This window comes from Mesorhizobium sp. CNPSo 4661 (genome assembly GCF_057784215.1).
The window spans coordinates 1-14242 of sequence record NZ_JBWGIO010000012.1 but is presented as its reverse complement, the minus strand read 5'-3'; the positions used below and the strand labels follow the sequence as shown (position 1 = coordinate 14242).

Sequence of the window (14242 nt, the reverse complement as noted above, 5' to 3'; positions counted from 1 at the left end):
ACGTGAGGGCTGGAACCGCAGCGTCTTCAGCCGGCTAGAGGGCGATTGGGGTTAAAAAACGGCGGCGTGAGCATGTGGCGGGGCTGTCCCGGCATTTTCTTTTGGGCGAAGCCAGACACGGACCTCGGCGTACCTGCCTGCTCGATTTTCGCTTGACCTTCCAGTTGCTGGAACCCGTAGCGTGTTGGAGGGTCGTCCAGGCGGCGCCCTTCCCAAACACGATCGAGGAGACGGAAAATGCACCGACGCGGCTTTCTGATGGCTGGCCTGGCAACGGCTCTGTCGGGTTCTCGCGCGCTGGCGCAGATGAAGATGGACAGCATGTCCGGCATGGACTCGATGCCGGGAATGGGCAGTCATGCGGGCCATGACATGGGCGCCATGGCGCAAGCGCCCGTCACGCTGCCCGAGGGCGAGGGGCTGCGCCAATTGCCGCTGCTTGCCAACGAGGCCGGCCCACCCGGGCTGTTCCAGGCGAGGCTGACGGCGGAGGCGGCCACGGCGCGCTTCGTCGAGGGCCAGGACACGCCGATCCTTGCCTATAACGGCACGAGCCCGGGGCCGCTGATCGTGGCTATGAAGGCGACCGCGTCGAGATCACCTTCGCCAACCGGATCGCGGGCGAGCAAAGCACCGTCCACTGGCACGGCATGCCGGTGCCGGCAGACCAGGACGGCAATCCGATGGACCCGGTGGCGGCGGGCGCCGACCGTGTCTACGCCTTCGAGCTGCCCGAGGGCTCGGCCGGATCCTACTGGTATCACCCGCATCCGCATGGCCGGACGGCCGAGCAGGTCTATCGCGGCCTTGCCGGCGCCTTCGTCGTCAAGGCCAAAGCCGATCCGATCCCGGCCGCCTATGGCGATACCGTGCTCATGTTCACCGACCTTCGCCTTGCCGCGGACGGCTCGATGCCCGACAACACCATGACCGACCTGATGAACGGCAGGGTCGGCGATCATGTGTTGGTCAACGGCCAGAAGAACCCGAGCTGGCGATGGCGCGTGGCGCGAAGCGGCGCCTGCGGCTCTACAACGCCACCAATGCGCGCTTCCTCAGGCTCGCTTTCGCCAACGCCGCGATGACCGTGATCGGCAGCGACGGCGGTCTCCTGGAGGCGCCAGTTGTGGCCGAGGAGATATTGCTCAGCCCGGCCGAACGTGTCGAACTGGTCGTCGCCTTCGACCGGTCGGGCACTGCCACCCTCACCACGCTCGACTATGACCGCGGCTGGATGGGTCCTGGCCGGCCCACGGACGCCGGGCTGACGTTGCTGACGGTCGATGTCTCCGACGCGCCGGCCGAGGCGATGCCGCCGCTGCCCGAGCGGTTGAGGCCGATCGCGCCGCTAGGGGCTCCCACGGTCAGCCGCCGCCTCGTCTTCACCGAGACCATGGCGATGAACGCCACCGGCATGGAGATGGGCTTCCTGATCAATGGCAAGGCGTTCGACATGGGGCGCGTCGACATCGTCGCCAGGGCCGGCGACACCGAGCTCTGGGAAATCGTCAACCAGGCCGACATGGACCATCCGTTCCATATCCACGGCACGCAGTTCCAGGTGGTCGAACGCGAACGCGACGGCAAGGTCGCCAAGCCGCCTTATCTAGCGTGGAAGGACACGGTCAACGTAGCACGCGGCGAGACGGTGCGGCTCCGCACGCGCCAGGAACGGCCGGGCACGCGCATGTATCACTGCCACATCCTCGAGCATGAGCAACTCGGCATGATGGGCATCGTCGACGTGCGGGCATGAGGTTGCGCGTTGCTTTCGGGGCGGCGATGCTTGCGCTCGCCGGCCCCCTGGTCCTTGCCCCAACGCTGGCAGCGGATCCCGGCGATCCCATCGTGGCGGCGCGCCAGGCCTCGATGAAGGAGATGGCGGCCGCCGCCAAGGCGATCGCCGAAATGTTCGGCGGCAAGCGCGGCTATGAGCCGGTGGCCTTCAAGGCAGCCGCGGACACGCTCAGCGCCCGCACCGGCGCCGCCCTGGTCGCCGAATTCCCGCAAGGCACGCTTGGCGCGCCGTCTGGCGCCAGGCTGGAGATGGAGGAGGCCCGGCCGGAGTTCGAGGCGCTGGCACGCCATATCGGTCGGCTCGCCGACGCGCTCGCCGCCAAGGCCGCGAACGCGCCGGCCGGGATCACCGCCGACATGCGGATGACCGGCCCGCCGATGGATGGCGGCAGCCTGCTCGGCAAGCGCCCGGGCGCCGTTGAAGCCGATCCGGCAACGATGCCTGCGGAACATCTCCTGCACCTCATCCTGCAGGATTGCGCGAGCTGCCATTCGAAGTTCCGGCGGAAAATCGAGTGAGGGCCGGCGCGATCATGGCGCGATATGGCGGCGCACCGTCTTCCACTCCTGCCAGACCAGCCACATGACGATCGCATCGAAAACGGTCAGGACGAGCAGGCCGGGCGAATGCGTGTAGGAGTAGCGGTAGACCTGATAGGCCATGAAGGCGCCGAGTGCCACCAGCGAGGCCGGGTAGGACCAGAGCTTGCCGCGCAGCAGGCCGATGACCAGCAGAAGCTTAATCAGCCCGTGGCTGAGCAGGTAGAAGGCGTAGAACTCCTTGCTGTCCAGCGAAAACTGGCCGGCCATCCGCGAGAGATAGCCAGCTATGAAATCGTTCGGATCTTCGATCAACTCTTCCTGGGTGAACATGTTGACCCAGGAAGCGATGGTTTCGGTGGTGACAACGTAAAGCAGGATGCCGCCGACGCACTCGATCAAGGCATGGGCACCTTTTAGCCATACGCTGACCTCAAAGAGCTGGTGAATGCGGTGCTCGCCGGCGGGCTTCAACGATCGACCTCACAATAGACCCGGGAAATCAGGCTAGAATGGACGTTTCTCTCACGCACTGGATCAATTCAGCTGCCGGCATCAGCCCACCCCTTGATAGGACAATGATCGCCATCTCACAAATCGGTGTGCCGCTCATGGTGATCGTGGTGGCCCTGCAATGGTGGTCGAGGACCGACCGCGCCCATGTGCGCCATGCCTGTCTGTCCGCCGGCCTTTCCTTTCTGCTAGGGTTGGCGATCAACCAGGCCATCCTGCTGTTTGTCCACCGGATCAGGCCATACGATGCCGGCGCCACGCATCTTTTGATCGCGCCCAGCGCCGACTGGTCGTTCCCGTCCGACCACGCGACCGCCAGCACAGCCATCGTCGCCGCCTTCGCCATGCAGGCGCTGCCGCGCCGCACGCTCGCCTTGCTCGTCATGGCCGTGCTGATTTGCTGGTCGCGGCTGCATATCGGCATCCACTATGCCGGTGACATCGCCGGCGGCGCCGCTACCGGGATTGCGGCCGCTATGGTCGTTCGGCTTTGCTACCGCGAAAATTCACGGCTGGACGCTTTCGCCACTAAAATTCTCTAGAAAGACTGGCTCCGACTCCATCGGCGCATCACAAAAGTGACGCGCTCGACCCGCTATATGCTAGGCTCCTGCCGCCAAAACAGGGCTCATCGTCATGGATGCCAACGAATTGCAGGCTATAGGTGATACGCTGATGCGCGTCGTCACCCCGGATATGAAACCGAAAGACCTGCTCAAGGCGGTGCGAAAACTGCATCCGGATGCCAAGAAAAAGGATATCGCCCGGGCGGCCTTCCACGCCATCATCGCCAACGCCGACCAGGATCCTGGCAAGTCGCGCAATCTCCAGGCTTTTGCGCTTGCCGAGCGCACCCAGTAGTCGGAATAAATTGCCGCGAATTGTAGCGTTGGGCTTGCCGGAAACTTAATAAGCGACTTCTAATTTAATGGACCAGCCGGCAGCTAGCCCCCAACCGGTAATGAGTTCATGACCAAAAACCTCGGCAATGCCAAATCCAGCGCTCCTGCCAAGGAGATAAACCCCTCGCTGTTCAGCAGGGCGGCGCCGGCGCTGTTTCCGTTGGTCGTGGCGGCGCTCGGCTATCTCCTCGGTCGGCATTTCTTGGGCTTTTGACGCGGCCGGCGTTCGGCACGTTTCTTCCCAGTCGTCAAAGCGCAACTGGTCCTGTCGGCCATGTCCTTGCAGCTTTGGTCCTAGGGCCTAGGTCGTTCTTGTCCTTGGCTGAGCCCGAGCGCATGTTTATGACAGCCGGCGGCCTCGCAAACTCCGGTCAGGCCCGGCCGCCGAACCCAGTATCACCCCCCAAGGCGACCGGGCCGCAGCCGCGCGGCGAATTCGTTCGCGCTTCCCGCCCGGCCAAGTGCCAGACTGCGCAATCTGCAAGTCCGCTCAGACGCTTTTGAAATGCGCTGCCGTATCGTATCGCAGACCGAACTCGATATCGAAGTCGAATTCCAATGACCTGGGGCGCAACGGCATCCCTTCGCCTCCATGCTCGTTTTTATTCATCACGATCTGCAAATATATCGGATATTGGCGAGTACCCTTGCACTAAAGACTAATAAGCCCCGCTTTCCGGCAACTCCAGGCGCTCTAGATCGTATTTGGTCGGAGGCAGGAAGTTCTTCGAGCGATGAGCAGGGGCTGTATATGGTAACAAGCGAGCCAGACAGTGTCCGCGTAAAAACCCTCAATGGCCAATGGATAGTGCGGGTCGTCGATGGTGGCAGGCTGACGCAGCAAGTGTTCGACATTCACGCGCAGGCCGAGATATTCGCCGAGGAGGAGCGGCTGCGACTGGGGTTGCCCGGGGAGCCGCCGGCCGAGGAGCCGGTAGGGCTGCAGTGACACGGACGGCCTCGCTGACAGGCGAGGGGGATTGTTGTCCAATCGGCTCGCAGACAGCCGACGCTGGCGGCCGCCTCGCCGCAGCATTGGACGGCCGGTGCGCCGACAGCACGCCGCCCCGTTACCCCAGATGCTCGGCTTTCAGCTTTTCTTTCATCTGCTCGAGCGCCGGCTGGCCGCCGGCCGCGAGCTCACCAGCGATCCGGGCGAGGTCGTTGTCGGCCTTGCGATATTTGCTGCCCCAGGCGCCCAGCGCCGCCAGCATCGGCAAAAGGTCGATGCCGGCATCGGTCAGCCGATAGATCGCCTTCAGCCCATGGCTCGGGTCGTCGCTGCGGGTGAGGACGCCTTCGTCGACCAGCGTCTGCAGCCGCTCGGCCAGCGTGCGCGACGAGATGCCTTCGTCGGATTGCAGGAACTCGCGAAAATGCCGTTTCCCGGCAAAGGCCAGGTCTCGGATGATGAGCAGCGTCCAGCGGTCGCCGAGCAATTCGAGCGAGAGGCTGATCGGGCAGCCGGACCGTCCCTTGGTCGACATCGGTATGGTTCCATTTTTAAATCACTCTACTATTGACATCATTTCCCGATCTGGGTCAAATGGTTCCGAAAGTAAAGCAATTAAGCGCGAGGGGACCGGACATGAAGAAGCTCATCCTGCAGATGCAGATGTCGGTCGACGGTTTTGTCGGCGCCGACGAGGGGCATCGCTGGCAGCTCTGGGAATGGGGCGATGACAGCGCCTGGGACGAGGAGCTCAAGCGGGACTTCAACGCCGTCTTTGCTTGTATCGACACCATCCTGTTGAGCCGCAAGATGGCTGAGGAGGGGTATCTGACCCATTGGGGCAACGCGGCGAGGAAATTTCCGAAGGACCCTTTCTACGCCTTCGCGCAGCGCATCTTGGAGGCTGAGAAGGTTGTGGCGAGCGGCAAGCTCGAGGCATCGCGCTGGGAACGCACGCGGCTCGTCAGCGGCGACCTGCCACGCGAGGTCGCTGCGCTGAAGCAAGGCGAGGGCGGCGACATCGCCGTGTTCGGCGGCGCGGGCTTTGCCGCCGCGCTGATCGCCGCCGGCCTTGTCGACGAGTTCCAGCTCTTCGTCAATCCTGCGGTTCTGGGCAGCGGCCGCCGCATCTTCGACGAGGGCGGTTTTGGCAGGCTGAAGCTCCTCGGCTCGAAGCCCTATGCCAGCGGCATGGTGGTGAGCCGCTACGCACCGGCGCAATGAGGGGCAACACCGAAGTCGCGCTGCCCTGAATCAATCCGCTTGAATCAATCCGGCAGCGCGGCTTCTCAACCGCCTGTTTGGCCGTGCCTTTCCTAGATCGGCTGCGAGCCGCCTCCGCTGACCAGCCGCAGTTGCGCGGCTGGCCGGCCGGGCCGTGGCCAGGCCGCCTGGTCGTTGCCTGCGGCAACGAACCAGCTGGCCTCGCGCGATGTCAGGCCGATAAGCACCCGGCCGGCATATTCGGCCGGCGCGCCATTGCCCGCATCGAACACCGCCCAACTGCTGCCGGGCGGCTCCTGCACCGCGACGAACCTCATCGGAGACTCCATCTGTGAAGAGATGGGCAACATAGCAGACGCGACTTGGCGTTCCTATGACGTGGCTCACATTGGCACACATTTACGGTGGATAGACGGCCCCGGCTGCAAGCATGCCGTGCGTCCCCATCAATCGCCTTGGCCGCTTGCCTTACTGCCCCGCCTGGTCGGCGTCGGTCAGCGTGCCAAGGAAGGCGACGATGTCGTCGATCTCGGCGTCGCTCAGCGCCGGCTTGTCGCCGGGCTTTCTACCGTTGAACGGCGGGTCGGTGTTGAGGTTCGGCCAGTAAGCCTTTGGCAGGTCGTCGAATTTGTCGACCGTGCCGTCCGCCATCGTCGGATACCAGCGCGCCGGATCGCTGTCGCGGCTGGCGTAGAAGGCGACCGCCTCGCGCAGGGAGTGGAAATAGCCATTGTGGAAGAAGCTTTTGCGCAAGGCCACGTTGCGCAGGGTCGGCGTCTTGAACAGGCCGCAATATTCGGCGCGTCCCTTGAAATCAGTGCGCAGCGGACCGCACAGGCCAAGGTCGACGTAATTGGGATCAGCATTGGCGGGGATCGCCGGGTTGCGCGGCACGCCAATCGCGATCAGGCCGTAGTCGGTGAATTGCGGCGGCTCGCCGTCATTGGCGGGTTCACTGAGATGGCAGCTCGCGCAATTGCCCTTCGCCCCGTCCTCGAACAGCATACGGCCGTGCAATTCCTGCGCCGAGAGCTGCGCCTTGCCGGCGAGGAAGGCGTCGTAGCGGCTGGAATAGGGATAGAAATCGGCGCTGCTCTGCTCGAACGTGCCGAGCGCTTCGACCGCGGCCTCGAAAGCGTCCTGCGGATGGTCAAGGACATCGGCGCCGAACGCCGCCTTGAAGGCGTCGGCATAGGGCGCCTTGCGCAGGCTGGCGACCACCTGGGCCTCATCCTTATTGCCCATCTCGAAGGGCGACAGCAGCGGGATCCTCGCCTGGTCCTTGCCGTGGTCGGCGCGACCGTCCCAGGTCAGGCCGCCGGTCGGGCCGTTGTCGACGCTCTCGTCGCCTTCGTCCTCGGAGTCGTAAAAATGCTCGGTGAAGGCCGGCGCCGCCTGCAGGTAGCGCAGCGATGGGACAGTGCGGACGCCCGGCTGGTCGAGCTTTGCCCCGCCTATCTCGACCGGCGAAGCCGAGGCCGGTCCGAAGGCGTGGTTGGGATCGTGGCAGGACGAGCAGGCCTGCTTGCCCGAGGCCGAGAGCGAAGGGTCGAAGAACATCTGCCGCCCGAGCGCAGTCAGCGCGTCGGCGCGGGCAAAGGCGTCCTGGCGCGACATGGGGCCGGGATGGACGCCGGAAGGTTCCGCGGTGTTGGCAGGCGCGGTCAAGCCGACCGTCAGGGCAGTCAGAAGGGCGATCGTGTGATTTTTCCGTCCCATCGTCTGTGGCGACATCCCTGATTTCCTTCGCCAGATTTCGTTCGCGACGTAAGGATCGAGTGCAACGGATTGATGACCGGCGTATTCGCTCACGAAACCGTGTTCGGCCGGGGCGGAACTGTCACAAAGGTGACAACGCGCCGAAGTAGCTGGGCATAGATGCAGGCTGCTTGCCTGCATTGCCGTCCTCCAGCCATTCCCAAGCCACGAGGCATTTCCCGATGACCCGGTCCTTTCTCTCGCTCTGCCTCGCCTCCACGGCGCTGGCATCGCTCTCCGTTGCTGCCCACGCGGCTCCTCCCGGCTACGACAAGATCGACACCGTCGTCGTCATCTACGCCGAGAACCGCAGCTTCGATAACCTCTATGGCGGCTTCCCCGGCGCCAACGGCCTGGCCAATGTCTCGCTCGACCAGGCGCGCCAGCTCGACCGCGACGGCAAGCCGCTTTCGGAATTGCCGCCGGCATGGGGCGGACTGACCGGCAAGGGCGTCACCCCGGCGGTGACGGAAGCGCAGAGCGCGCATCTTCCCAATGCCGCTTTCGCGATCGACGACCCCAAGGGCTTCAACGAAAGCACCAACGTCGTCACGCACGACCTCTGGCACCGCTTCTACCAGGAGCAGATGCAGATCGACGGCGGCCGGAACGACAAGTTCGTCGCCTGGGCCGATTCCGGCTCGCTGGTCATGGGCCATTACGACGGCTCGAACCTGCCGATGTGGAACATCGCCAAGAAATACGTGCTGGCCGACAATTTCTTCCAGGGGGCCTTCGGCGGCTCCTTCCTCAACCACTTCATGCTCGCCTGCGCCTGCGCGCCTTACTATCCGAACGCCGACACCAGCCCGGTGAAGGGCCAGATCGCCGTCGTCGAGCCGGATGGCGTGACGCTGAAGCCGGCCGACAATTCGCCCGCCTCGGCGCTGGGTGGCGTGCCGAAATTCGCCAATGACGGCGCCATCACGCCCGACTTCTACGCCGTCAACACCATGCAGCCGCCTTACCAGCCGAGCGCCAACAAGCCGGCGGAGGGTGGTGACAAGGCGCTGGCCGATCCGGCGCAGCCGACCACGCTGCCGCCGCAGCACGAGATCACCATCGGTGACCTACTGTCGCTGAAGGGCATTTCCTGGGCCTGGTATTCGGGCGCCTGGCAGGCGGCGCTCGACGGCAAGAACGCGACGCCCGTGCCGAATTTCCAGTTCCACCACCAGCCCTTCAACTATTTCGCGGCCTATGCGCCGGGCACGCCCGCTCGCGCCGAGCACATCAAGGATGGCGGCCTCGACGGCGTCGAGTTCATCAAGGCGATCGACGACGGCAAGCTGCCGGCCGTCACCTTCTACAAGCCGCAGGGCAACCTCAACGAGCACGCCGGCTATGCCGATGTGACCTCTGGCGACCAGCATCTGGCCGACCTCGTCGCGCATCTCGAAAAGAGCCCGCAATGGGCGCATATGCTGGTCGTCGTCACCTATGACGAGAATGGCGGCTTCTGGGACCACGTCGCGCCGCCCAAGGCCGATCGCTGGGGCCCGGGCAACCGCATCCCGGCCTTCATCATCTCGCCCTATGCCAAGATGGGCATGGTCGACCACACGCAGTACGACACCACCTCGATCCTGCGCTTCATCACCAACCGCTACGACCTGCCGGTGCTGCCGGGCATCGTCGCCCGCGACAAGGCGCTGCGCAACAACGACCAGCCGCCAATGGGCGATCTGACGGCGGCGCTCGATCTGACGAAGTAGGCGTTGAATACCCAAAGAAAAGGCCCGCTTCGGCGGGCCATTTCGTTGGCCTGGCGCCGGACCGCTGAACCGCCTATGCGGTCAAGGCTGCGTGCTGCTCGAAAAACACATGCAGCTGGGAGGCCGGCATAGGCCGCCCGAACAGCCATCCCTGGACATCCGTGCAGCCGTTCTCCCTGACCAGCAGATACTGGTCTTGCGTTTCGACACCCTCCGCCGTGGTCGTCATGCCGAGCGTGCTGCCGAGTTCGGCGACGGCCTTGACGATAGCCCGGCTTTCGCTGCTCTCGCACATCAGGCTGACGAAGCTGCGATCGATCTTGATGCGGTCGAACGGAAACGACCGCAGGTAGCTCAACGAGGAGTAGCCGGTGCCGAAGTCATCCATGGCGATGCTGACGCCAAGGTCGCGCAGGCCGTGCAGCGTTTGGATCGTATGCTCATTGTGGGCCAACAGCACTGACTCTGTGATCTCTAGCTCCAGCCGTGACGGCAAGAGATTGGACGTGGCGAGCGCCGAGGCAACCTGAAGCGGCAGACCCTGCTGCTTGAACTGGGCCGGCGAGAGATTGACGGCGATCTTGACCGGCTGAGGCCAACTGGCCGCGTCTGCGCAGGCTTGCCGCATGATCCACTCGCCAAGCCCTTCGATAACCCCGGTTTCCTCCGCGAGCTGGATGAATTCGCCCGGCGGCAGCAGGCCGAGCCGCGGATGGTTCCATCGCACGAGGGCTTCAAAGCCGGTAAGCTTGGAGGTCTTTGCGTCGTGCAGAGGCTGATAGTGCAGCACGAACTGATCCTGCGCCACGGCAAGCGCCAGTTCCGCTTCGAGCAGGCGACGCTCCTGCAGGCGCGCATCCATTCCCGGCTCGAACGACCGGCAGGTGCCTCGGCCTTCCATCTTGGCCTTGTAGAGCGCGAGGTCGGCGTTGCGGATGAGGATTTCCGAGCTGTCGCCGTCGTCGGGAAACACAGCGATGCCGACGCTGGCGCCGATGCCGATCTTGTGTCCCTGGATCACGAATTCCGCCGAAAGCGCGTGAATGGCCCGGCTGGCCAACCCGCCGGCCTGCGCGTCGCTGTCAAAAAGCAACTGAATGACGATGAATTCGTCGCCGCCGACCCGCGCCACCATCGCGGTTTCGCCGGCCTGCTGCCTGAGGCGCTTGGCCACGGCCACGAGAAGCTCGTCGCCCACCGGATGGCCGAGCGTGTCGTTCACCGGTTTGAACCGGTCGAGGTCGATGCAGTGTACCGCCAACTTTTCGCCGTCCCGCAAGCTCCGCAGCGCCTCGTCCATCGTCTCGGCCAGCAGGCCGCGATTGGGCAGTCCGGTAAGAATATCGTGTGTCGCAAGATGCTGTATCTCGGCGGTGCGTTCCTCCACGCGCCGCTCCAGGGTTTCGGCAGCCTCCGCCTGCATCGACATGCTCCGCGCGATCGCATACCAGCACGCCAGGGCGAGCAGCGTGACGACGGCAATGGCGGCGTAGCCCGCCAGCTCGAATTGCTTCACCGACTGGACATCGACGTCGCTTTCGAACCGGCTGTTGGGAAAGCCGGCCCACAGCCGCCATGCGCTTCTGGGATCGTTGAGCGAGAGCGGAATGACTTCGGAATAGATCAGCTTGGAATCTGGCGCCGTGAACGATTTTGTGTCGGCCGCCAGGGCTGTCGAAAGCCGGTGCTGGTCGGATTCGAAGCCATAGTCGGAATTGACGATGACGTAGTCGCTGCTGGGCAGCAGCTTGCGCAACGCCGAGGTCAGCATGATCGCCGAGACCGAGCCGCGAAGGGTGCCGTCAGCCGCGAAAACGGGAACCGAGAGGATGAAGCCCGAGCGGTCGGCATCGTTGCCGCTGTGGATGAAATCGGTGTTGTCGCAGGTGATCAGTTCCTTCGTGCCGATGATCGGCACGTTGAGACCGTCGATGCCACTTGAATCTGGATAATTCGCCTTCAGCCAGGCAAGCTGCTTGGCAAGTTCGTGGTACTCATAGGTCTCGACCTCCTCCGCCGGCCGCTGAAGCGATTGATTGTCCAGCTTCCTCGGCTTTCGATCGTCGGCATCGGCCCTTGCCCTGGCGTTGACGATCAGCTGGTCGAACTGAAGGATCGGCTCCTCGAGCTTGCCTGTCACCGGATCGAAGCGGTCGGGGTCGAAGTCCAGCGGCAGGAAGTAGACTTCGGAAATGGAAACGTTGCTGGCCAGGTTGTTGTAGATCTGCTGGATCGTGGCACGGCCCTCGTCGCCGAGGTTGGTGCCATGCCGGTCGAGGTTTCGAACGCTGGGCAGATAGGTCAGCGTCCGGACATTCTCGTAGATCGATCGCAGCGCATCCTCGACGGTTTTGGCGGTCGCCCTGGATCCGGCCTGCGAATTCTCAAGGTAGCGTTGCTTGGCAAGGGCGAAATTGCGCTCGGAGTCGATGCGCAGCGCGGCCAGCGTCACAGCCCCTGTCAACAGGATCAGCACAAATCCGGCCATTCGCCTGAAGGCGCTCATCGACGACTCCACCGCTAATCCGCAAGGCATACCCCTTTGCGGTTTAGGAAGCGCTAATGATCCGCTGCCGTCGGCGCGGCGGGTGGACGATTTTGCGCGCGCCGGACTGGCACGGCGGGCCGCACGAAGGTGGCTGAAATCCATCTTGTGCGAAGTAAGCGATACAATATGAAGCGCGAAGGCACGCCGGGGCGTAGAGCGGCCTCGCGGCGGAAAGGACAGTCGATGAGTGAGCTCAAGGTGAGGACCAGAACGACCGGTGCGCTGGCGGACCTCCCGCCCGGTGGGTTGCCGACGGTGACCACACCAACCGGTGGCACTGTCGATGTGGTGACTTCGGTCAGCGCTCCAGGCTTCAATCCGCTTGACCTGCTTTACGCTTCCCTGGCCGCTTGCATGGTGCTTAGCGCCCGCATCGCCGCCAATCGCCTCGGCGTCGCCGACCGGCTGGGCGAGGTGAGGGCGGAGGTCACTGGCGGGAAGGCGAAGGACGAGCCCTCGCGGGTCGAGACGTTCAACATCAAACTGGAGATCGCCGGCGACCTCGATGCCGCGACGAAAGAGCGGATCTTGGCGGACGCCGAGGACATCTGCACCGTCTCCAACACGCTGCGCGGCGCCCCGACGCTTCACGCGACGCTGGGGTGAGCGCGATGGCGCATCTCTCCGCAATCGACTACGCGACCGCCTCCGAAGAAATCCGCGCCGAGCACGACCGCGAGCTTGCGCTGCGCGGCCGCATGACCAACATGAAGCGCGTCTTGCTGCACTCGCCGGCCGCCCACCGCATCTACGCCGAATGGTTCACCCTGCGTGACCTTCTCAAGCCCACACTCGACGACCGCGCCATCTGGCTGTTCTCGAAGGTGATCGCCGAGACGATGCGCGCCGAGATCCCGGTCACCTTCTTCCGCCGCGCGCTGATCGAGAACGGGGTCGATCCCGAGGGGATCGAGCCGTCGGCCGACGAGACGCTGCTGATCGGCTTCGGCAAGGCGGTCGCGGCCGACGCGAATACCGTCCCGGACGAGACCTGGGCCGCGCTCAAGGCCCGCTACGACGAGACGCTGCTGGTCAACCTCACCGCCTTCGCCGGCATCATGGCGGCGACCTGCGTGTTCACCAATGCGGTGAAGGTGGAGCTTGATCCGGAGTTGGAGACGTATCGCAAGCGGTGAAACGCGGCCTTTCCTTCTCCCCTTGTGGGAGAAGGTGGATCGGCGCGATAGCGCCGAGACGGATGAGGGGTGTTCCAGCTTGGCAACAAGTGTGAAATTGCCGCCGCCTCATTGCTTCCAACACCCCTCATCCGACCTCGCTTCGCGAGGCCACCTTCTCCCACAAGGGGGAGAAGGGGAAGTCGGCGCCTCGCCATCTTGTCATGTATCGGGTGGCCCACACGTCGCCTCCGCCCCACTTTGACACCAAGCAAAGGAGGCGCCCATGACCATCTATTCCCTCAACACCAAGCGCGCCAGCCGCTCGGCCGAATCCCGCGTCGCGGCGCAGGATTGGCGCGCGCTGGTGTCAGATCTCAATGCCCAGGGCTGCGCCGTCATGCCCGGCCTGATGTCTTCGGAAGAATGCGCCGATGTCGCCAGCCTCTATCCGCATGAAGAGCATTTCCGCAGCCATGTCGTGATGGCGCGCCATGGCTTCGGCAAGGGTGAGTATCGCTACTTCAAATATCCGCTGCCGGACCTGATCGAGGGCTTGCGCACAGTCCTCTATCCGCGCCTCGCCACCATCGCCAACGACTGGAACGAGAAGATGGGTGTCGCGCAGCGCTATCCCTCCGAGCACGCCGCCTTCCTGAAGCGCTGCCACGACGAAGGCCAGGTGAGGCCGACGCCGCTCCTGTTGCAATACGGCCCCGGCGACTTCAATTGCCTGCACCAGGACCTCTACGGCGCGCTCGCCTTTCCGCTGCAAGTGGCAATCCTGTTGTCCGAGCCGGGCGAGGATTTCACCGGCGGCGAGTTCGTGCTCACCGAGCAACGCCCGCGCATGCAAAGCCGCGCCGAGGTGGTGCCGTTGAGGCGCGGCGATGCAGTGATCTTCGCCGTGCACAATCGGCCGGTGCAGGGAACCAAGGGGTATTACCGGGTCAACCTGCGCCACGGCGTGAGCCGGCTGCGGTCAGGGCGACGGCATACGGTGGGGATCATTTTCCACGACGCGAAGTGAGTAGGCAGTAGGCAGTAGGCAGTAGTGGAGTGCACCCCTGTCGTGAGACAGAGGAATAGGGACATGGTTGCGTTTATGCCGCACGGGGCTGCTGCGCAGCAACCCCATGCGGCGGCAAGTTAGCCTCGAACTCCATCGGTGATCGATA

At 64.1% G+C, this 14242-nt stretch carries 17 protein-coding genes; 12 read left to right on the top strand and 5 right to left on the bottom strand.

What is annotated here, in order from left to right; genetic code table 11:
* Nucleotides 1-596 precede the first annotated feature (596 nt).
* From AC0YKC_RS18765 to AC0YKC_RS18755, 3 genes are read left to right on the top strand one after another with little or no spacing between them, the layout of a single operon-like run.
* Entirely contained in the window at nt 597-1085 is a 489-nt protein-coding gene (locus AC0YKC_RS18765) for a multicopper oxidase domain-containing protein (protein ID WP_488512270.1), read from the top strand.
* The gene (locus AC0YKC_RS18760; protein WP_488512116.1) at nt 998-1756 is read left to right on the top strand and encodes a multicopper oxidase family protein; all 759 of its coding nucleotides are present in this window, start codon (nt 998-1000) and stop codon (nt 1754-1756) included. The genes AC0YKC_RS18765 and AC0YKC_RS18760 overlap by 88 nt, the downstream gene beginning before the upstream one ends.
* Nucleotides 1753-2316, top strand: coding sequence for a cytochrome c (locus AC0YKC_RS18755; RefSeq protein WP_488512115.1), 564 nt, complete (start codon nt 1753-1755; stop codon nt 2314-2316). The genes AC0YKC_RS18760 and AC0YKC_RS18755 overlap by 4 nt, the downstream gene beginning before the upstream one ends.
* A 12-nt stretch (nt 2317-2328) precedes the next feature.
* Here AC0YKC_RS18755 and AC0YKC_RS18750 read toward each other — a convergent pair whose 3' ends face one another.
* Entirely contained in the window at nt 2329-2811 is a 483-nt protein-coding gene (locus tag AC0YKC_RS18750; protein WP_320296220.1) for a DUF2127 domain-containing protein, read from the bottom strand.
* A gap of 104 nt (nt 2812-2915) precedes the next feature.
* Between AC0YKC_RS18750 and AC0YKC_RS18745 the strand changes: the two genes are divergently transcribed.
* The 4 genes from AC0YKC_RS18745 (at nt 2916) to AC0YKC_RS18730 (ending at nt 4701) form a co-directional block, all read left to right on the top strand.
* Entirely contained in the window at nt 2916-3392 is a 477-nt protein-coding gene (locus AC0YKC_RS18745) for a phosphatase PAP2 family protein (RefSeq protein WP_488512113.1), read from the top strand.
* A gap of 94 nt (nt 3393-3486) precedes the next feature.
* The gene (locus AC0YKC_RS18740) at nt 3487-3711 is read left to right on the top strand and encodes a hypothetical protein (RefSeq protein ID WP_320296218.1); all 225 of its coding nucleotides are present in this window, start codon (nt 3487-3489) and stop codon (nt 3709-3711) included.
* 108 nt (nt 3712-3819) lie between these two features.
* The gene (locus AC0YKC_RS18735) at nt 3820-3966 is read left to right on the top strand and encodes a hypothetical protein (RefSeq protein ID WP_320296217.1); all 147 of its coding nucleotides are present in this window, start codon (nt 3820-3822) and stop codon (nt 3964-3966) included.
* 537 nt (nt 3967-4503) lie between these two features.
* A complete protein-coding gene (locus tag AC0YKC_RS18730) occupies nt 4504-4701 on the top strand; it encodes a hypothetical protein (RefSeq protein WP_320296216.1) in 198 nt (65 codons plus the stop codon).
* A gap of 121 nt (nt 4702-4822) precedes the next feature.
* On the opposite strand, the gene AC0YKC_RS18725 is transcribed toward AC0YKC_RS18730, so the two are convergent.
* Nucleotides 4823-5239, bottom strand: coding sequence for a winged helix-turn-helix transcriptional regulator (locus AC0YKC_RS18725; protein ID WP_488512112.1), 417 nt, complete (start codon nt 5237-5239; stop codon nt 4823-4825).
* Between the two features lie 101 nt (nt 5240-5340).
* On the opposite strand from AC0YKC_RS18725, the gene AC0YKC_RS18720 reads away from it, so the two are divergent.
* Complete coding sequence (locus AC0YKC_RS18720) at nt 5341-5928, top strand: dihydrofolate reductase family protein (protein WP_488512111.1); 588 nt, start codon at nt 5341-5343, stop codon at nt 5926-5928.
* 92 nt (nt 5929-6020) lie between these two features.
* Here AC0YKC_RS18720 and AC0YKC_RS18715 read toward each other — a convergent pair whose 3' ends face one another.
* Together AC0YKC_RS18715 and AC0YKC_RS18710 are read right to left on the bottom strand one after the other, a co-directional pair.
* The gene (locus AC0YKC_RS18715; RefSeq protein ID WP_320296213.1) at nt 6021-6245 is read right to left on the bottom strand and encodes a hypothetical protein; all 225 of its coding nucleotides are present in this window, start codon (nt 6243-6245) and stop codon (nt 6021-6023) included.
* A gap of 151 nt (nt 6246-6396) precedes the next feature.
* The gene (locus AC0YKC_RS18710; protein ID WP_488512110.1) at nt 6397-7662 is read right to left on the bottom strand and encodes a cytochrome-c peroxidase; all 1266 of its coding nucleotides are present in this window, start codon (nt 7660-7662) and stop codon (nt 6397-6399) included.
* A 206-nt stretch (nt 7663-7868) separates the two neighbouring features.
* On the opposite strand from AC0YKC_RS18710, the gene AC0YKC_RS18705 reads away from it, so the two are divergent.
* On the top strand, nt 7869-9401 hold the full coding sequence (locus tag AC0YKC_RS18705; protein WP_488512108.1) for an acid phosphatase: 1533 nt from the start codon (nt 7869-7871) through the stop codon (nt 9399-9401).
* A 73-nt stretch (nt 9402-9474) separates the two neighbouring features.
* Here the strand turns inward: AC0YKC_RS18705 and AC0YKC_RS18700 are convergent, their stop codons facing one another.
* The gene (locus AC0YKC_RS18700) at nt 9475-10824 is read right to left on the bottom strand and encodes a putative bifunctional diguanylate cyclase/phosphodiesterase (RefSeq protein ID WP_488512269.1); all 1350 of its coding nucleotides are present in this window, start codon (nt 10822-10824) and stop codon (nt 9475-9477) included.
* 1308 nt (nt 10825-12132) lie between these two features.
* Between AC0YKC_RS18700 and AC0YKC_RS18695 the strand changes: the two genes are divergently transcribed.
* The 3 genes from AC0YKC_RS18695 to AC0YKC_RS18685 all read left to right on the top strand — a co-directional run bounded on the left by AC0YKC_RS18695 (nt 12133) and on the right by AC0YKC_RS18685 (nt 14094).
* Nucleotides 12133-12555: an OsmC family protein gene (locus AC0YKC_RS18695; protein WP_488512107.1), complete on the top strand. Its 423-nt coding sequence runs from the start codon at nt 12133-12135 to the stop codon at nt 12553-12555.
* A 5-nt stretch (nt 12556-12560) separates the two neighbouring features.
* Nucleotides 12561-13085: a carboxymuconolactone decarboxylase family protein gene (locus AC0YKC_RS18690; RefSeq protein WP_488512106.1), complete on the top strand. Its 525-nt coding sequence runs from the start codon at nt 12561-12563 to the stop codon at nt 13083-13085.
* A gap of 265 nt (nt 13086-13350) precedes the next feature.
* Nucleotides 13351-14094 (top strand): 2OG-Fe(II) oxygenase, encoded by a 744-nt coding sequence (locus AC0YKC_RS18685; protein ID WP_488512105.1) that lies wholly within the window; start codon nt 13351-13353, stop codon nt 14092-14094.
* Nucleotides 14095-14242: the final 148 nt, after the last annotated feature.